Raw genomic sequence first — 12,949 nt, 5'->3', positions numbered from 1 at the left:
GCGCCGGGGCGGGGGCGAAACCCGGGGAACAGGGCGAAACACACCGGGAACGGGTCGAAACGCCGACCCGGTCGGGTGCATCCGTTCGGGGCCCCGCTGTGCTGCAATGAGCAGCTATCGGGCAAATCGGAGGTTTCGCTCCGCATGCCCGTTCTGGGCACGGACCTGTACGAGGGACTCGGGCTGGGGGTTGGGTGGCATGGATCGGATCGCACGGCCTTCCGGGAAGACGCAGCCGCTCGGGAAGGCACAGTCCTGCGGGAAGTCGCAGCCGTCCGAGCGGACGCGGCCGTTCGGGACCGCCCGGGAGCCCAGGATCGCGCGGGAGTCCGGGGCGGCCGGGTCGCGGCGGGCGGCCGCGGACCGCGGGCCCACCCTGATCGGCTCCGTCCAGCGGGCGCTGCGGCTGCTGGAGGCGGTCGGCGGCTTCCGGCACGGCGCGACCGCCAAGCAGCTGGCCCGGGCCGCCGGACTGCCCCTCGGCACCGCCTACCACCTGCTGCGGACCCTGGCCCACGAGGGCTACCTGCGGCGCTCCGAGGGGCGCTTCTTCCACGGGGAGGCGCTCGACGGCATAGCCCGCCCCGGCGCGCGGCCCGGCGATCCCGACCTGCGGACGCGGATGCAGTCCCTGCGGGACGAACTCGGTGCCGCCGTCTACTTCGCGCTCTACCGGGACGGCGAGGTCCACGTGGTGGAGGTGGTCGAGGGCCCGAGCCGGCCCGCCGTCGAGCCCTGGGCGGACTTCCGGGCCACCGCCCACGCGCACGCCATCGGCCAGTGCCTGCTCGGCCAACTGCCCGAGGAGGAACGCCGTGACCACCTCGCCCGCCACCCGCCGGCCGGGCTCACCCCGTCCACCCTCACCGGTGAGAGCGCGGTGCTGCGCCGGCTCGCCTCGCTGCGGCCGACCATGCCCGTGCTGGAGCGGCAGGAGTACGTGCTCGGCACGGTCTGCGCGGCCGTCCCGATCACCATAGGCCCGGTGGTCGCCACCATGGCCCTGTCGCTCCCGGTCGACCAGGCCGACCGGCTGGGGCCCGCCGCCCGCCAACTGCGGCGCGGGGTGGGGGCGATGAGCCCGGCGTTCATCTCCTGACACCACTTGGTCTGGACCAGCTCCGGCTCGTTCACCATTTGAAAAAGCACACCTTGTCCGCTACATCCCCAAACGGGACGATGATGATCGAACGTGGATTGGTTGCATAAACCGTCACAAAAACCGTCGAAAACATGTCCGGCCGCCATCGGGCCAGCAGACCGACGGCGCGGGCAGAACGAGAGGTACTGGCGCCATGCAGCACAGCACAGTCCAGGGTCACCTGGTGATGAACCTCGTGGTCTCGCACGAGCTCTCCTTCCGCCTCCCGGTGGACCTGGCGTACGAGGCCGACGATCCGTACGCCGTCCGGCTCACCTTCCACCTCCCCGGAGACGCCCCGGTCACCTGGTACTTCGCGCGGGAGCTGCTGCTCGACGGGATCAGCGGGCCGGCGGGCGAGGGCGACGTGCACATCCGCCCGGTCGGCGACGAGCTCTCGGAGGTCCGCATCGTGCTGCGCTCCCCCGACGGCGACGCCCTGCTGTGCGCCTCGTCCGCGCCGCTGATCGCCTTCCTGGCGCGCACCGACCGGCTGGTGCCGATGGGACAGGAGTTCACCGGGCGGGACATCGACGCCCAGCTCGCCGACCTGCTCAAGGGGCGCGAGAACGCGGGGTGAGCGGTCCGGCGCCGACAGGCCGCGCGGCGAGAACGGCGAAGGGGCCCGTACCCGGTGGAACACCCGGGTGCGGGCCCCTTTCGGCTGTCCGCGCGGCGCCGGTCAGTCGTCGTCCAGGGCCAGGTGCAGGCCCCACGAGACCAGGCTGATGATCAGCGAACCGACCAGCGCGGAAACGAAGTTGGTCACGTGGAAGTCCAGGCTCAGCTTCCCGGAGGCCCAGGAGGTGAGCAGGAGCATCAGGGCGTTGATCACGAAGGTGATCAGACCCAGCGTGAGGATGAACAGGGGGAGCGAGAACAGCTTGACCACCGGCTTGATCAGCCAGTTCACCACGCCGAACACGACGGCGACGCCGAGCACCGTCAGCGCCTTGTGCTGCCAGTCCGCGTTGCCCTCGGCGAGTTGGATGCCGCTGACGATCCAGGCGGCGACCCAGATGGCCGCCGCGTTGATCAGTGTCTTGATGACGAAACCCTTCATGCCGCCCAAGCCTGACAGGTACCCCCGTCCCGGCGGAACCACCGGACGGCGGGGTGGTGTTGAATGCCCCTGGTCCGGGAGGTGGACGGACGGGCCCGAGAACGAGGGAGGACGGCGGCGGTGAAGCTCTTCCGGCTGGACGGACTGGACGCCGAACGGGCGGCCAACGACGGTGCGTACCTGCGGTTCCTGCGCGAACCGCGGATGTCCGCCGGGCTGTACGCGCTCGCCCCCGGCGACACCGACACCCAGACCGCGCACGACCAGGACGAGATCTACCAGGTGATCAGCGGCCGGGCCGAGCTGACCGTCGGCGCCGAGACCGCCACGGTCGGCCGCGGCACCGTGGTGTACGTGCCGGCCGGCACCCCGCACCGGTTCCACCACATCACCGAGGAGCTGCGCGTCCTGGTGGTGTTCTCCCCGCCGGAGGACTGAGCGCCCCGCCGGTTAGGGTCGGCGTCATGAGCACCAAGACGCTGACCGAAGAACTCTGGGCGGCCATCGAGCCGGTGTACGCCGAGATCCTCGCCCACCCCTTCCTGGCCGGGCTCACCGACGGCACCCTGCCGCGCGCGGCCTTCCGCCACTTCGTCGTCCAGGACTCGCACTACCTGCGCGACTACGCCCGCGCGCTCGCCGTCTGCGCCGCCAAGGCGCCCGGCGAGCAGGACGTCCGGGCCTTCGCCGACGACGCGGTCGGCGCGCTCGCCGCCGAGCAGGGCATGCACGCCGAGTTCCTGACCGCCTTCGGCGGCAGCGCCGAGGAGGCCGCCGCCGAGCCCGTGCTGCCCACCACCCGGGCCTACACCAGCTACCTGCTGGCCACCGTCTACGGCGGCTCCTTCGCCGAGGCGGTCGGCGCGGTGCTGCCCTGCTACTGGATCTACGCCCGGGTCGGCGAGGCGCTGCTCGCCCAGGGCTCGCCCGACCCGCTGTACAGCAAGTGGATCGCCACCTACGGCGACGAGGCCTTCCAGTCGGTGGTCCGCCGGGTGCTGGCGCTCACCGACCGTCTCGGTGAGGAGCTGTCCGCGGCCGAGCGCCGCAAGGTGGTCGAGCACTTCGTGACCACCTCGCGCTACGAGTGGATGTTCTGGGACGCGGCCTGGCGCGGAGAGCGCTGGCCGGTCTGAAGCCGCGCGGGTGCGTCCGCCGGTCGTCCGCCCGCCGTCCAGGTGCCGTACGGACGACGGGCGGGCGCCTGCCGGGACGACGGGCGGTGCCGGGTCAGCCGGTGACGAAGTAGCCGGTCAGGTCGGCGACGACGTTCACCGGGCCGCCGTGGTTGAAGACCGAGTAGGTGCCCCCGCCGGTGACCCCGGTGGTCACCGAGTTGGCGACGGTCTGCCCGGGTTCGACGTTCACGGTGGAGGTGTTCGGCGGCTGGCCCCCGCCCGGGAACACCGTGAGGTGGCCGGAGTCGGTCACGTCGGTGATCGTGACGTTGGCCTCGACACCCAGCACGTTCGGGACGGAGCCGTCCGCGGGCACGGCCTGGACGGCCGTGGTCGCCCCCTGCTGGAGCTTGCCGCCGGTGATCCGGGTGTCGAGGTTGCGGACCGGCGTCGTGAGCGCGCTGAACAGGCCCCTTCCGGACGGCCCGTAGTAGCCGACGACGTCGACGATCACGTGCACCCAGCCGGCGCGGTTGTAGACGTCGATCCGCCCGTCCGCGCCGACCGGCACCACGACCTGGTTCGCGACCGTCGATCCCACCGGGAAGTTGACGTTCGAGCCGTAGGCGGGCCGCTGCGTCCCGCTCGGGTACGCGGTCAGGAAGCTGTCCCAGGAGCCGTCCGTGGTGGTGACGTTGAGGACCACCGAGGTGGCGTCCGCGGTCCCCAGCTCGGGGCGGGCGACCTGGTAGCTGCGCACCGCGTCGCCGCCGAGCCGCCCGGTGCCGTCGCTGCGGCTGTCGGCGATCCGGGTCGGGGTCAGCGGGCCGTACTTGTCGGGCGCCGCGGTCCGGTAGTACCCGACCACGTCGAGCACGACATGGGCGGTGCCCGCGTTGTTGTAGACGTTGATCCACGGGGCGCCCCGGCCGACCGGACCGACCGCGATCGTGACCAGGTTGGAGATGGTCTGGCCGGCCTTGAAGTTGATGCTGGAGGTGGCGGGCTTGGTGCCGGCCGGGCCGGCCTTGGCGGCGAGCGTGACGAAGCCGTCGGCGGTCGGGTCGGTCACGGTGAGGTTGACCACCACGGCCGTGGCGTCGGTCGGCACGGCGGAGCCGCAGTACATCGGCGGGTGGCTGCCGCAGCGCTGCGACACCGGGGTGCTGTAGTACTCGCCTTCCTTGAGCGGTCCGAAGTGGTCGTGCGACGGGGTCTGGTCGTAGGAGCGGGTGTCCAGGATCCGGGTCGGGGACATCCCGACGAACCCGGCCGGTGCGGTCACGTCGGCGGCAGCGGTCACGGCCGCCGGTGCCGCGGTCGCCGGGACCGCGGCGAGCGCCGCCACGGTCAGGTTGAGCGCCGCGAGAGCGGCTGTGGACACGGCTGTTCTGGCCCGCATGATCAGGTTCCCCCCTGGTCGATGGCACCGGACGGGCGTTCTTCCGGCACTGGTTGGACGCTTGGGAACGCCGGGGGTTGTACGCCGCCGGACGAATTCTCGGGGGTCACCCGGGGGGTCGGGCTCGGGGTGATCTCGGGGTTCTCTCCGGGCCGTTGGGCCTCGTTCCGGCACTCGCGCCACCGTACGATCGAAGTACCGAAAGCAAGCGGGATGCGGCACCGGACGGCGGCCGACCCGAGGGGAGAAGAGGAACCGACATGGCTGAGCTCTGGAAGTCGCTGCCCTCCTGGGTGCGCAACATCGTCATCCCGGTGCTGGTCCTGGTGCTGGCCTGGAACATCGTCGCCTTCGTGTTCGGCGTCGTCGGCGCCCTGCTCTCGATCGTGATCAAGCTGCTGGTGGTGGTCGGCATCGCCGCCGCCGTGGTGGTCCTGGTGAAGAAGGCCGCCAAGAGCTGACCCACCACCCCGTAACGCCGCCCTGAGGCCCGGCCCCCCACGAGAGGGGGGACCGGGCCTCGGCCGTTCTCCGGTATCCGATCGGCTACTGGTTGCGGTAGTAGCCGAAGAGGTCGACGACGACATCGGTCGTGCCGGCGCGGCCGACCGGGCGGGGTGGGGCGCTCTGGACCTGCGGCGATCGGCTCGCTACGGTGTTGGGCGTCGTGTGCAGGCAACACCGCCTGCGACGCGGGAGCTCGGAGCACCGGGCTGAGAGGACGCTGACCGGGACGTCGACGGACGGACCGACGGCTGCGTCGACCGCAGGAACCTGACCGGGTAATGCCGGCGTAGGGAGTAGAGGTCAGATGACCACGTTCGAAGCACAGCCGCAGTCTGCCCAGGGCGCCCCCAGCAGCGAGCGCACCGGCTACCCGACCCCGGCCTGGCGCAAGTCCTACCGCGAGGGGTCGCGCCCCGACCTGCGCGTTCCGTACCGCGAGGTGCGGCTCACCAACGGCGGGTCCGTCCCGCTGTACGACACCTCCGGCCCATACACCGACCCGTCCTTCGAGCCCGACGTGCGGCGCGGCCTGCCCGCCCTGCGGGACGCCTGGATCCGCCAGCGCGGCGACGTCGAGGAGTACGACGGCCGCGAGCCGCGCCCCGAGGACGACGGGATCAAGCACACCTCGCCGCGCGGCGGGAACCTGCGCAACCTGGACGCGGTCTTCCCCGGCCGGCCGCGTCGCCCGCTGCGCGGTCGCGGTGGCGCCGCCGTCACCCAACTCGCCTACGCCAAGCGGGGCTTGGTGACGCCGGAGATGGAGTTCGTGGCGCTGCGCGAGGGCCTGGCGCCGGAGTACGTGCGCGCCGAGGTGGCCCGCGGCCGGGCCGTCATCCCGGTCAACGTGAACCACCCGGAGGTGGAGCCGGCCGTCATCGGCACCAACTTCCTGGTGAAGATCAACGCCAACATCGGCAACTCCGCCGTCACCTCCTCGATCGAGGAGGAGGTGGAGAAGATGACCTGGGCCACCCGCTGGGGCGCGGACACCGTCATGGACCTCTCCACCGGCCGCAACATCCACACCACCCGCGAGTGGATCCTGCGCAACTCCCCGGTGCCGATCGGCACCGTGCCGCTCTACCAGGCCCTGGAGAAGGTGGACGGCAGGGCCGAGGAGCTGAGCTGGGAGGTCTACCGGGACACGATCGTCGAGCAGTGCGAGCAGGGCGTCGACTACATGACCGTCCACGCCGGCGTGCTGCTGCGCTACGTCCCGCTCACCGCGCGCCGCAAGACCGGCATCGTCTCGCGCGGCGGCTCGATCATGGCGGCCTGGTGTCTGGCCCACCACCAGGAGAACTTCCTCTACACCAACTTCGAGGAACTCTGCTCCATCCTGGCCTCCTACGACGTCACCTTCTCGCTCGGCGACGGCCTGCGCCCGGGCTCGATCGCGGACGCCAACGACGAGGCGCAGTTCGCCGAGCTGAAGACCCTCGGCGAGCTCGGCCGGATCGCCCGCGAGCACGACGTCCAGGTGATGATCGAGGGCCCGGGCCACGTCCCGATGAACAAGATCAAGGAGAACATGGATCTCCAGAAGGAGATCTGCGACGAGGCGCCGTTCTACACCCTCGGCCCGCTGACCACGGACGTCGCCCCCGGCTACGACCACATCACCTCGGGCATCGGCGCCGCGATGATCGCCTGGTGGGGCACCGCGATGCTCTGCTACGTGACCCCCAAGGAGCACCTGGGCCTGCCCAACCGGGACGACGTCAAGACCGGTGTGATCACCTACAAGATCGCCGCCCACGCCGCCGACCTGGCCAAGGGCCACCCCGGCGCCCAGGCCTGGGACGACGCCCTCTCCGACGCCCGCTTCGAGTTCCGCTGGGAGGACCAGTTCAACCTGGCCCTCGACCCGGAGACCGCCCGCGCCTTCCACGACGAGACCCTCCCCGCCGAGCCCGCCAAGACCGCGCACTTCTGCTCGATGTGCGGCCCGAAGTTCTGCTCGATGAAGATCTCCCAGAAGATCCGCGACGAGCACGGCGACGGTTCCACCGCCGTGGACACCGAGTTCGACGCCGAGGCCCTGGCGGGCATGGCCGAGAAGTCCGCCGAGTTCGCGGCCCAGGGCAACAAGGTCTACCTGCCCCTGGTCGACTGACCCGGGACGCCTGAGCGCCGCCCCGATCACCTCGGGGCGGCGCTTCGCCGTCCTCGCCGTCCTCGGCTACATCTCGGCGTCGCCGAAGACCATGCGGTGTCCGCGCGCGGTGTCCATGTACTCACGGACGCGGTGGATCAGCCCGTCACGGAGTTCGAAGACCAGGCAGTAGTCATTGGCGTAGTGATTGCCGTTGGCGAGCGTCGCGGTCATGGTCTCCTCCACGATCACGCGCTCGCCGTCGGCGTGGAAACCGTGGAAGGTGACGTCGACGTCCCTGACGAACAGGCGGGAGAAGTCCTCGGCGAGGAAACGCGTGATCATTTCCCTGCCGACCATGTGACTGGGGCGGTCCAGCGCGGTGGCCGTCGCGTTTCCCGGAGGTGCCAGCCACTCGGCGTCCTCGGTGAAGACCGCGGAGATCTGGTCGGCGTCGTGGCCGGCGAACGCCTTCCAGGCGGCCCGGACGATGTCGTGGCTGCTCACCGGGGTTCGGTCGGGACGGGTGCCGGTCCGGGCGCGGCCGATGAAGCGGCCTCCAGCGTGCGGCGGATCACCGCCGAACCGTGCTCGACGGACTCGGCGATCGGTGCGGCCAGCGCGTCGGGCAGGACATCGGTGTGCCACACGAATCTCGTCCGGCCGCCGGCCTCCGGAAGGGCCTGCATGGACGCGTGGTGGTGGGACGGATGGAGGCTGCCGCCGACGACCGTGTAGGCGACCCGTATCGCCTCGTGGTCGAGGTCGACGAGCCGTTCGAACACGATCGTGCCGTCGGCGAAGGTGACGGTGCGCGTGTCCGAGCTCAGCCGGGTGTCGGTGACGAACCCGGGCGCCAGCCGCTCGTGCACCGCGCCGTAGTCGCTGAGCACCGACCACACCGCCTCGGGGCGGGCATCGATGACGATTTCCTTGTGGATCGAGGCCATGGGTGATCGACTCCTCGTCAGGCCGAAGCGATGCAGAACGGGTGGCCCTCGGGGTCGGCGAGAACGGTCCACTCGCCTTCGCCGGGCTGGAACTCCGGCTTGGTCGCCCCCGCCGAGAGCAGCTCCTTCACCGTGATCTCGGGATCGGCCACCGTGAAGTCGAGATGGGCGTGCTTCGCGGCGTCGGGCCAGCCGGGCCCCCGGTAGCCGGCGACCCGCTGGAAGGCCAACCGGACCGGCCCCCTGCCGAGTTGGACGAAGTCGTCGTCGCCCTGCCCGAGGTCCCAGCCGGTGACCTTGCGGTAGAACTCGGCGAGGGCCCGGGGATCGGCGCAGTCGATGGTGATCGCGGTGAGCTCCGCGTGAACGGCCATGGATGGCTCCCTTCGTGTCATCACGTGAGCCCCAGCATCCGGGGCAATGGCGCCGGAGGTCTTGAAGATCCTTGCGGGCCGTTCTGTCGTACCCGGCGGATACCGTTCGCGGCATGCTGTCCGCATCGACCCTCGCCGCCCGGCCGGAGTTCACCGTGGCCGTGGTGGGGTGCCGCTCCGACCACGCCCGGTGGTCGCAGCCGGAGACCCGCGACGACCACCGCCTGGTGCTGGTGCGACGCGGCAGGTTCCGACGGTCGGCCGACGGCGCCGACATCGATCTGGACCGGACCACGGCCTACTTGGGCGCGCCCGGCGAACAGGAGCGCTTCGCCCATCCGGCCGGCGGCGACGTCTGCACGTCGGTCAGCTTCGAGCCCTCCCTCCTCGGGCGCCCGCCCGCCGCGACGACGGTGTATGTCGACGCGCGCGTCGATCTCGCCCACCGCCGTCTGGTGGCCGCCGCGGCCACCGGCGACATCGACTACGCGCTGGCGGAGGAACTGCTCCGCCTCGTCGCGGCCGCGGCCGGTGAGCCGACCTTCCGCTCCCGGCCGGCCGACCGGGCGCTGGCCGCCGCGGCGCGCGGGGCGATCATCGAAGAGGCCCCGGAGGCCGGAGGGCTCTGCGCACTGGCCGCGCTGCTGGAGGTGTCGCCCTACCGACTGAGCCGGGTGTTCTCCAGGGAGACGGGCGTCTCGCTGACCCGCTACCGCAACCGCGTGCGCGTCACCCGGGCCATGGACCGGATCGCCGAGGGCGAACCCAGCCTCGCCGCCCTGGCAGCACAGCTCGGCTTCGCCGACCAGGCGCACCTGACCCGCATCGTCCGCGAGCACGTGGGACACACACCGACGGTGCTGCGTCGGCTGCTTGCCCCGGTTCGCGCCCGCCATGGGCCGACGGGCCGATGAACATGCCGCCGTGGGTCACGCGGGCTCGGCGGCGAGCAGGTCGGTGGTGCGGTCCGCGGTGAGCACGCCGAGGATGTAGCCGTCCTCGTCGACGACGGGCCAGACCGCCAGGTGCTTGATCCGCATGGCGATCGCGGCCAGGGTCAGGCCCATGGTCGGCCAGGCGAACGGGCCGCGCTGGTGGGTGGTGGCGCTGATGGCGGTCCGCTCGGTGTACCAGGAGCGGGTGAGGAACGGGTGGAGTCCGGTGCGGGTGACCAGCCCTTCGCACCGGCCGTCGTGGCCGCGGACGAGGAGGTAGTCCAGGTGGGCGCCGCGGAGGATGTCGTCGGCCCGGTCGACGGTGCTGTCGTCGGCTATCTGGTAGTCGCAGGGTTCCATGGCGTCGGCGACCGTGAGGCCGTGGCCGGGCCGGGCGGGCTGGGGCGAGTGAGTGGTCACGGGCGAGTGAGTGGTCACGGCGTTCACCGTTCCCGTCTCCGGCCGCCCGCCGGGGCGGGGTCTGCCGGGCTGTCCTGCACCCAGAACGAAGCCGGAACGGGGACCGGGATACGTGATGCCCTGGATGTCTCCGAGGCTACTCCTGCGGTGGTCGGCCCGGCGGAGGCTACGGCGGAGTAGCGTGGGGAGCAACCGAGGACATTTCGGACACCGGCATCAGCGTCGACGTCGCCCTGGGTCATGACGGGTCCCTCGTGGACCGGACGGGCGGCCTCAGATGATGCCGATCCCCCTTCCCATTCCTTCCTCCCCCGGGCCGTGGACGGTGCCCGGTGCCCCGCTGCTGCCGCGCTTGGAGCTGGAGCCGACGATGTCGCGGGAGGGTGTCTTCGACGGGGCCTGGTGGCCGCGTTCGAACGAGGTCCTCGCCGAACTGCCGGACCTGATCACCGCGCTCGGCGCCCACTTCGGGCGGATCCTGCGGGTCGGCCTCGACACCGAGGCCTGGGACGGTGTGCCCCGGTCCGTCGCCGCGAACGGCCTGATGGTCAGGATCAACTGGTTCGCCGGCAGCGACGGGACGATCAGCGTCACCCGGGGCCTCCAGGACCACTTCCTCCTGCTGGTGGTGCCGCCCGGCACCGACGCGACGACGGCCGCCTCGGCGATGGCCGGAGCCTCCGCGACGGGGAACCACACCCCGGCGGCGGAACTGCTGCTCGGCCGGCCGGTGGTCGTCGTCGCGCCCGGCCGGGTTCACGGCTGAAGCCGTTCTCCATCGATGGAGAACACCGGTGGGAGAAGTCGTCGATGGAGAACACCGGTGGGATGAAGTCGTCGAAGAATCTTCGCGGGGAGCGATGAGTTTCCGGGACGCCCGGGGTCTACCCCTGTGCAAGCGACGGACGTGACCACGGAGGAGATCCCGAGATGACCGAGAACCTGGGCGAGCTGACCATCACCCGCGAGCTGCCGGGCGCCCCGGCCGCCGCGTTCGAGGCGTACTTCGAGCCGGAGCAGTTCGTCCGCTTCTGGGGTCCGGTCGGCACCCACGTGCCGCTGGAGACCGTGACCGTCGAGGCGAAGGAGGGCGGTCGCTACGACAGCACCATGGTGATCGACGCGACCGGCGACCGGTACCCGCTGAAGGCCGAGATCACCGAGATCCGGGTCGGCGAGTCCTTCGCGATGGTGGAGGAGGGCTCGGGCATGCGCTCCACCCTCACCTTCACCGGGCTCGACGGGGGCGGCACCCGGGTGGTGCTGCACCAGACCGGGGTGCCGGAGATGTTCCGCGGCCCGGAGGCCGAGGCGGGGCTCAACTCCAGTTTCGACCGGCTGGTCGAGCACCTCGCCGGCCGGAACTGACGGGCGCGGCGCTTCCGGCGTGCCCGCCCCGGGCCACCCCCGTGGGCCCGGGGCGGGGGCGCGGTCCGTTGGCCGCGCTGGGGGTGGACGGTCAGTTGGCCGCGTCCTGGGGGTACCAGCGGAGCTCGACGGTGTTGCCGTCCGGGTCCTGGACGTAGACGGAGGTGGCGGTGCCGCGGGCGCCGTAGCGGGGGACGGGGCCCTCCAGGACGGTGAAGGTGCCCGCGTCGATGACCTCCTGCCAGTCGAGGGGCTCGACGGTGAGGCAGAAGTGGTCGACGTTGGACTCGTGCCGGGGGCCGTGGGCCAGGTCGATGATGGTTTCGGCGCTGACCCGGATCGACGGGAAGGACACCTTGCCGGCGCGCCATTCGTCGACGCGGACGGGCTCCAGGCCCAGGAAGCCGGCGTAGAAGGCCAGCGAACGCTCGACGTCGGCGACGTTGAGGACCAGGTGGTCGAAGGCTACGACGCGCATGGGTGATCGGCTCCGCTCGGGTGGGGCTGTCGGGGACGGGTTCAACGATCCTCTCGGCCGGGCGGGTGATCAATGCGTGATCGCCGTAGGATCGTTGAGCCGGATTCAACGATCGAGGGGCGGGGCGGGATGCTGGAGCGGTTGGAGATCGAGGTCTTCCTCGCGCTCGCCGGGGAGCTGCACTTCGGCCGGACCGCGGAGCGGCTGCACCTGACCACCGGGCGGGTCAGCCAGGTGGTGAAGAAGCTGGAGCGCCGGATCGGCGGGCAGTTGTTCGACCGCACCAGCCGGTCGGTCCGACTCACCCCGGTGGGGCGGCAGTTGGCGGACGACCTGGTCCCGGTGGTGGCGGCGATGGAGGCGGCGCTGCGCCGGGCGGAGGACGCGAACCGGGGCGTCACCGGGGAGCTGCGGGTGGCGTTCCTCGGCGAGTGGACGGCGCCGGTGCTGCTCAAGGCGGTCGCGCTGTTCGGCGAGCGGCACCCGGACTGCCGGGTGGACGTGCGGGAGGTGCAGCTCTCCAACTCCCGGGCGAGCCTGGTGGACGGTTCGATCGACGTCCTGATCGCCTCCTACCCGTTCGACGGCATGGCCCGCGGGCCGGTGCTGCTGACCGAGCGCCGGGTCCTGGCGGTGGCGGCCGGGCACCCCTTGGCCGGCGAGCGGTCGGTGTCGCTGGAGGTGCTCGCGGACCATCCGGTGGTGCAGTACCCGGAGGTCACCTCGGCGGGCTTCAAGCGCGACCGCACCCCCGGCCGGACCCCGTCCGGCCGCCCGGTGCCCAAGGGGCCGTCCGGCGGCACCTTCTCCGAGATGCTCAGCCTGGTCGCGATGGGCCGCGGCGTCCTCCCGGTCGGCGAACACTCCCGCCGCTACTACCCGCGCCCGGACGTCGCGTACGTGCCGATCCACGACGCGCCCCCGATCGAGCGCGGCCCGGTCTGGCTGGAGAGCAACACCACCGCCCGGGTCCGCGCCTTCGTCCGGGCGGCCACGGACGCCGTCTCGGAGTCGGCAGGCCGGGCGGCGCCGTTGTGCGTGCCGGCGGAGTGACCGCGGCAGGCGGAGTGACCGGTGCCGGCGGGGTGGCCGGTG

17 protein-coding genes and 1 riboswitch are annotated in these 12,949 nt (G+C 71.7%); of the genes, 10 read left to right on the top strand and 7 right to left on the bottom strand.

Going from position 1 to position 12,949, the window contains the following annotated elements; translation table 11 throughout:
* Positions 1–199 precede the first annotated feature (199 nt).
* Positions 200–1,099, top strand: coding sequence for a helix-turn-helix domain-containing protein (locus tag ACFVGO_RS25180; protein WP_359905193.1), 900 nt, complete (start codon positions 200–202; stop codon positions 1,097–1,099).
* Positions 1,100–1,295: 196 nt separating this feature from the next.
* Complete coding sequence (locus tag ACFVGO_RS25175) at positions 1,296–1,721, top strand: SsgA family sporulation/cell division regulator (protein WP_359905190.1); 426 nt, start codon at positions 1,296–1,298, stop codon at positions 1,719–1,721.
* A 102-nt stretch (positions 1,722–1,823) separates the two neighbouring features.
* Here the strand turns inward: ACFVGO_RS25175 and ACFVGO_RS25170 are convergent, their stop codons facing one another.
* The gene (locus ACFVGO_RS25170) at positions 1,824–2,204 is read right to left on the bottom strand and encodes a phage holin family protein (RefSeq protein WP_359905187.1); all 381 of its coding nucleotides are present in this window, start codon (positions 2,202–2,204) and stop codon (positions 1,824–1,826) included.
* A gap of 120 nt (positions 2,205–2,324) precedes the next feature.
* Here ACFVGO_RS25170 and ACFVGO_RS25165 point away from each other — a divergent pair, with 120 nt between their 5' ends.
* Positions 2,325–2,642, top strand: coding sequence for a cupin domain-containing protein (locus ACFVGO_RS25165; RefSeq protein WP_359905184.1), 318 nt, complete (start codon positions 2,325–2,327; stop codon positions 2,640–2,642).
* Positions 2,643–2,668: 26 nt separating this feature from the next.
* Positions 2,669–3,340 (top strand): thiaminase II, encoded by a 672-nt coding sequence (gene tenA / locus ACFVGO_RS25160; RefSeq protein WP_359905181.1) that lies wholly within the window; start codon positions 2,669–2,671, stop codon positions 3,338–3,340.
* A gap of 94 nt (positions 3,341–3,434) precedes the next feature.
* On the opposite strand, the gene ACFVGO_RS25155 is transcribed toward tenA, so the two are convergent.
* Positions 3,435–4,706 (bottom strand): hypothetical protein, encoded by a 1,272-nt coding sequence (locus ACFVGO_RS25155; RefSeq protein WP_380634165.1) that lies wholly within the window; start codon positions 4,704–4,706, stop codon positions 3,435–3,437.
* Positions 4,707–4,984: 278 nt separating this feature from the next.
* On the opposite strand from ACFVGO_RS25155, the gene ACFVGO_RS25150 reads away from it, so the two are divergent.
* Positions 4,985–5,185: a DUF5326 family protein gene (locus ACFVGO_RS25150; RefSeq protein ID WP_049653234.1), complete on the top strand. Its 201-nt coding sequence runs from the start codon at positions 4,985–4,987 to the stop codon at positions 5,183–5,185.
* Positions 5,186–5,406: 221 nt separating this feature from the next.
* Positions 5,407–5,541, top strand: a riboswitch (TPP riboswitch).
* Positions 5,536–7,350: a phosphomethylpyrimidine synthase ThiC gene (gene thiC, locus ACFVGO_RS25145; RefSeq protein WP_380634162.1), complete on the top strand. Its 1,815-nt coding sequence runs from the start codon at positions 5,536–5,538 to the stop codon at positions 7,348–7,350. (Overlaps the previous riboswitch by 6 nt.)
* Before the next feature lie 66 nt (positions 7,351–7,416).
* Here the strand turns inward: thiC and ACFVGO_RS25140 are convergent, their stop codons facing one another.
* From ACFVGO_RS25140 to ACFVGO_RS25130, 3 genes are read right to left on the bottom strand one after another with little or no spacing between them, the layout of a single operon-like run.
* Positions 7,417–7,836 (bottom strand): nuclear transport factor 2 family protein, encoded by a 420-nt coding sequence (locus ACFVGO_RS25140; RefSeq protein WP_380634159.1) that lies wholly within the window; start codon positions 7,834–7,836, stop codon positions 7,417–7,419.
* Complete coding sequence (locus tag ACFVGO_RS25135; RefSeq protein WP_380634156.1) at positions 7,833–8,279, bottom strand: SRPBCC family protein; 447 nt, start codon at positions 8,277–8,279, stop codon at positions 7,833–7,835. Before ACFVGO_RS25135 ends, ACFVGO_RS25140 begins: the two co-directional genes overlap by 4 nt.
* A 17-nt stretch (positions 8,280–8,296) precedes the next feature.
* Entirely contained in the window at positions 8,297–8,653 is a 357-nt protein-coding gene (locus ACFVGO_RS25130; RefSeq protein WP_380634154.1) for a VOC family protein, read from the bottom strand.
* 113 nt (positions 8,654–8,766) lie between these two features.
* On the opposite strand from ACFVGO_RS25130, the gene ACFVGO_RS25125 reads away from it, so the two are divergent.
* Positions 8,767–9,567, top strand: a complete 801-nt coding sequence (locus ACFVGO_RS25125; RefSeq protein ID WP_380634151.1) for a helix-turn-helix transcriptional regulator — start codon at positions 8,767–8,769, stop codon at positions 9,565–9,567.
* Between the two features lie 15 nt (positions 9,568–9,582).
* Here the strand turns inward: ACFVGO_RS25125 and ACFVGO_RS25120 are convergent, their stop codons facing one another.
* The gene (locus ACFVGO_RS25120) at positions 9,583–10,008 is read right to left on the bottom strand and encodes a CBS domain-containing protein (RefSeq protein WP_359905161.1); all 426 of its coding nucleotides are present in this window, start codon (positions 10,006–10,008) and stop codon (positions 9,583–9,585) included.
* 277 nt (positions 10,009–10,285) lie between these two features.
* On the opposite strand from ACFVGO_RS25120, the gene ACFVGO_RS25115 reads away from it, so the two are divergent.
* Entirely contained in the window at positions 10,286–10,774 is a 489-nt protein-coding gene (locus ACFVGO_RS25115) for a DUF5994 family protein (protein ID WP_380634149.1), read from the top strand.
* A gap of 164 nt (positions 10,775–10,938) precedes the next feature.
* Positions 10,939–11,376 (top strand): SRPBCC domain-containing protein, encoded by a 438-nt coding sequence (locus ACFVGO_RS25110; RefSeq protein ID WP_380634147.1) that lies wholly within the window; start codon positions 10,939–10,941, stop codon positions 11,374–11,376.
* Positions 11,377–11,467: 91 nt separating this feature from the next.
* Here ACFVGO_RS25110 and ACFVGO_RS25105 read toward each other — a convergent pair whose 3' ends face one another.
* Complete coding sequence (locus tag ACFVGO_RS25105; protein ID WP_380634145.1) at positions 11,468–11,854, bottom strand: VOC family protein; 387 nt, start codon at positions 11,852–11,854, stop codon at positions 11,468–11,470.
* Between the two features lie 129 nt (positions 11,855–11,983).
* Here ACFVGO_RS25105 and ACFVGO_RS25100 point away from each other — a divergent pair, with 129 nt between their 5' ends.
* Positions 11,984–12,907, top strand: a complete 924-nt coding sequence (locus tag ACFVGO_RS25100; protein WP_380634143.1) for a LysR family transcriptional regulator — start codon at positions 11,984–11,986, stop codon at positions 12,905–12,907.
* Positions 12,908–12,949: the final 42 nt, after the last annotated feature.

It is taken from the genome of Kitasatospora sp. NPDC057738, from assembly GCF_042798815.1.
In the GTDB taxonomy this organism is placed as follows: domain Bacteria; phylum Actinomycetota; class Actinomycetes; order Streptomycetales; family Streptomycetaceae; genus Kitasatospora; species Kitasatospora lactacystinica.
The sequence above is the reverse complement of the archived record's forward strand: the minus strand, read 5'-3'. Positions and strand labels throughout refer to the sequence as shown.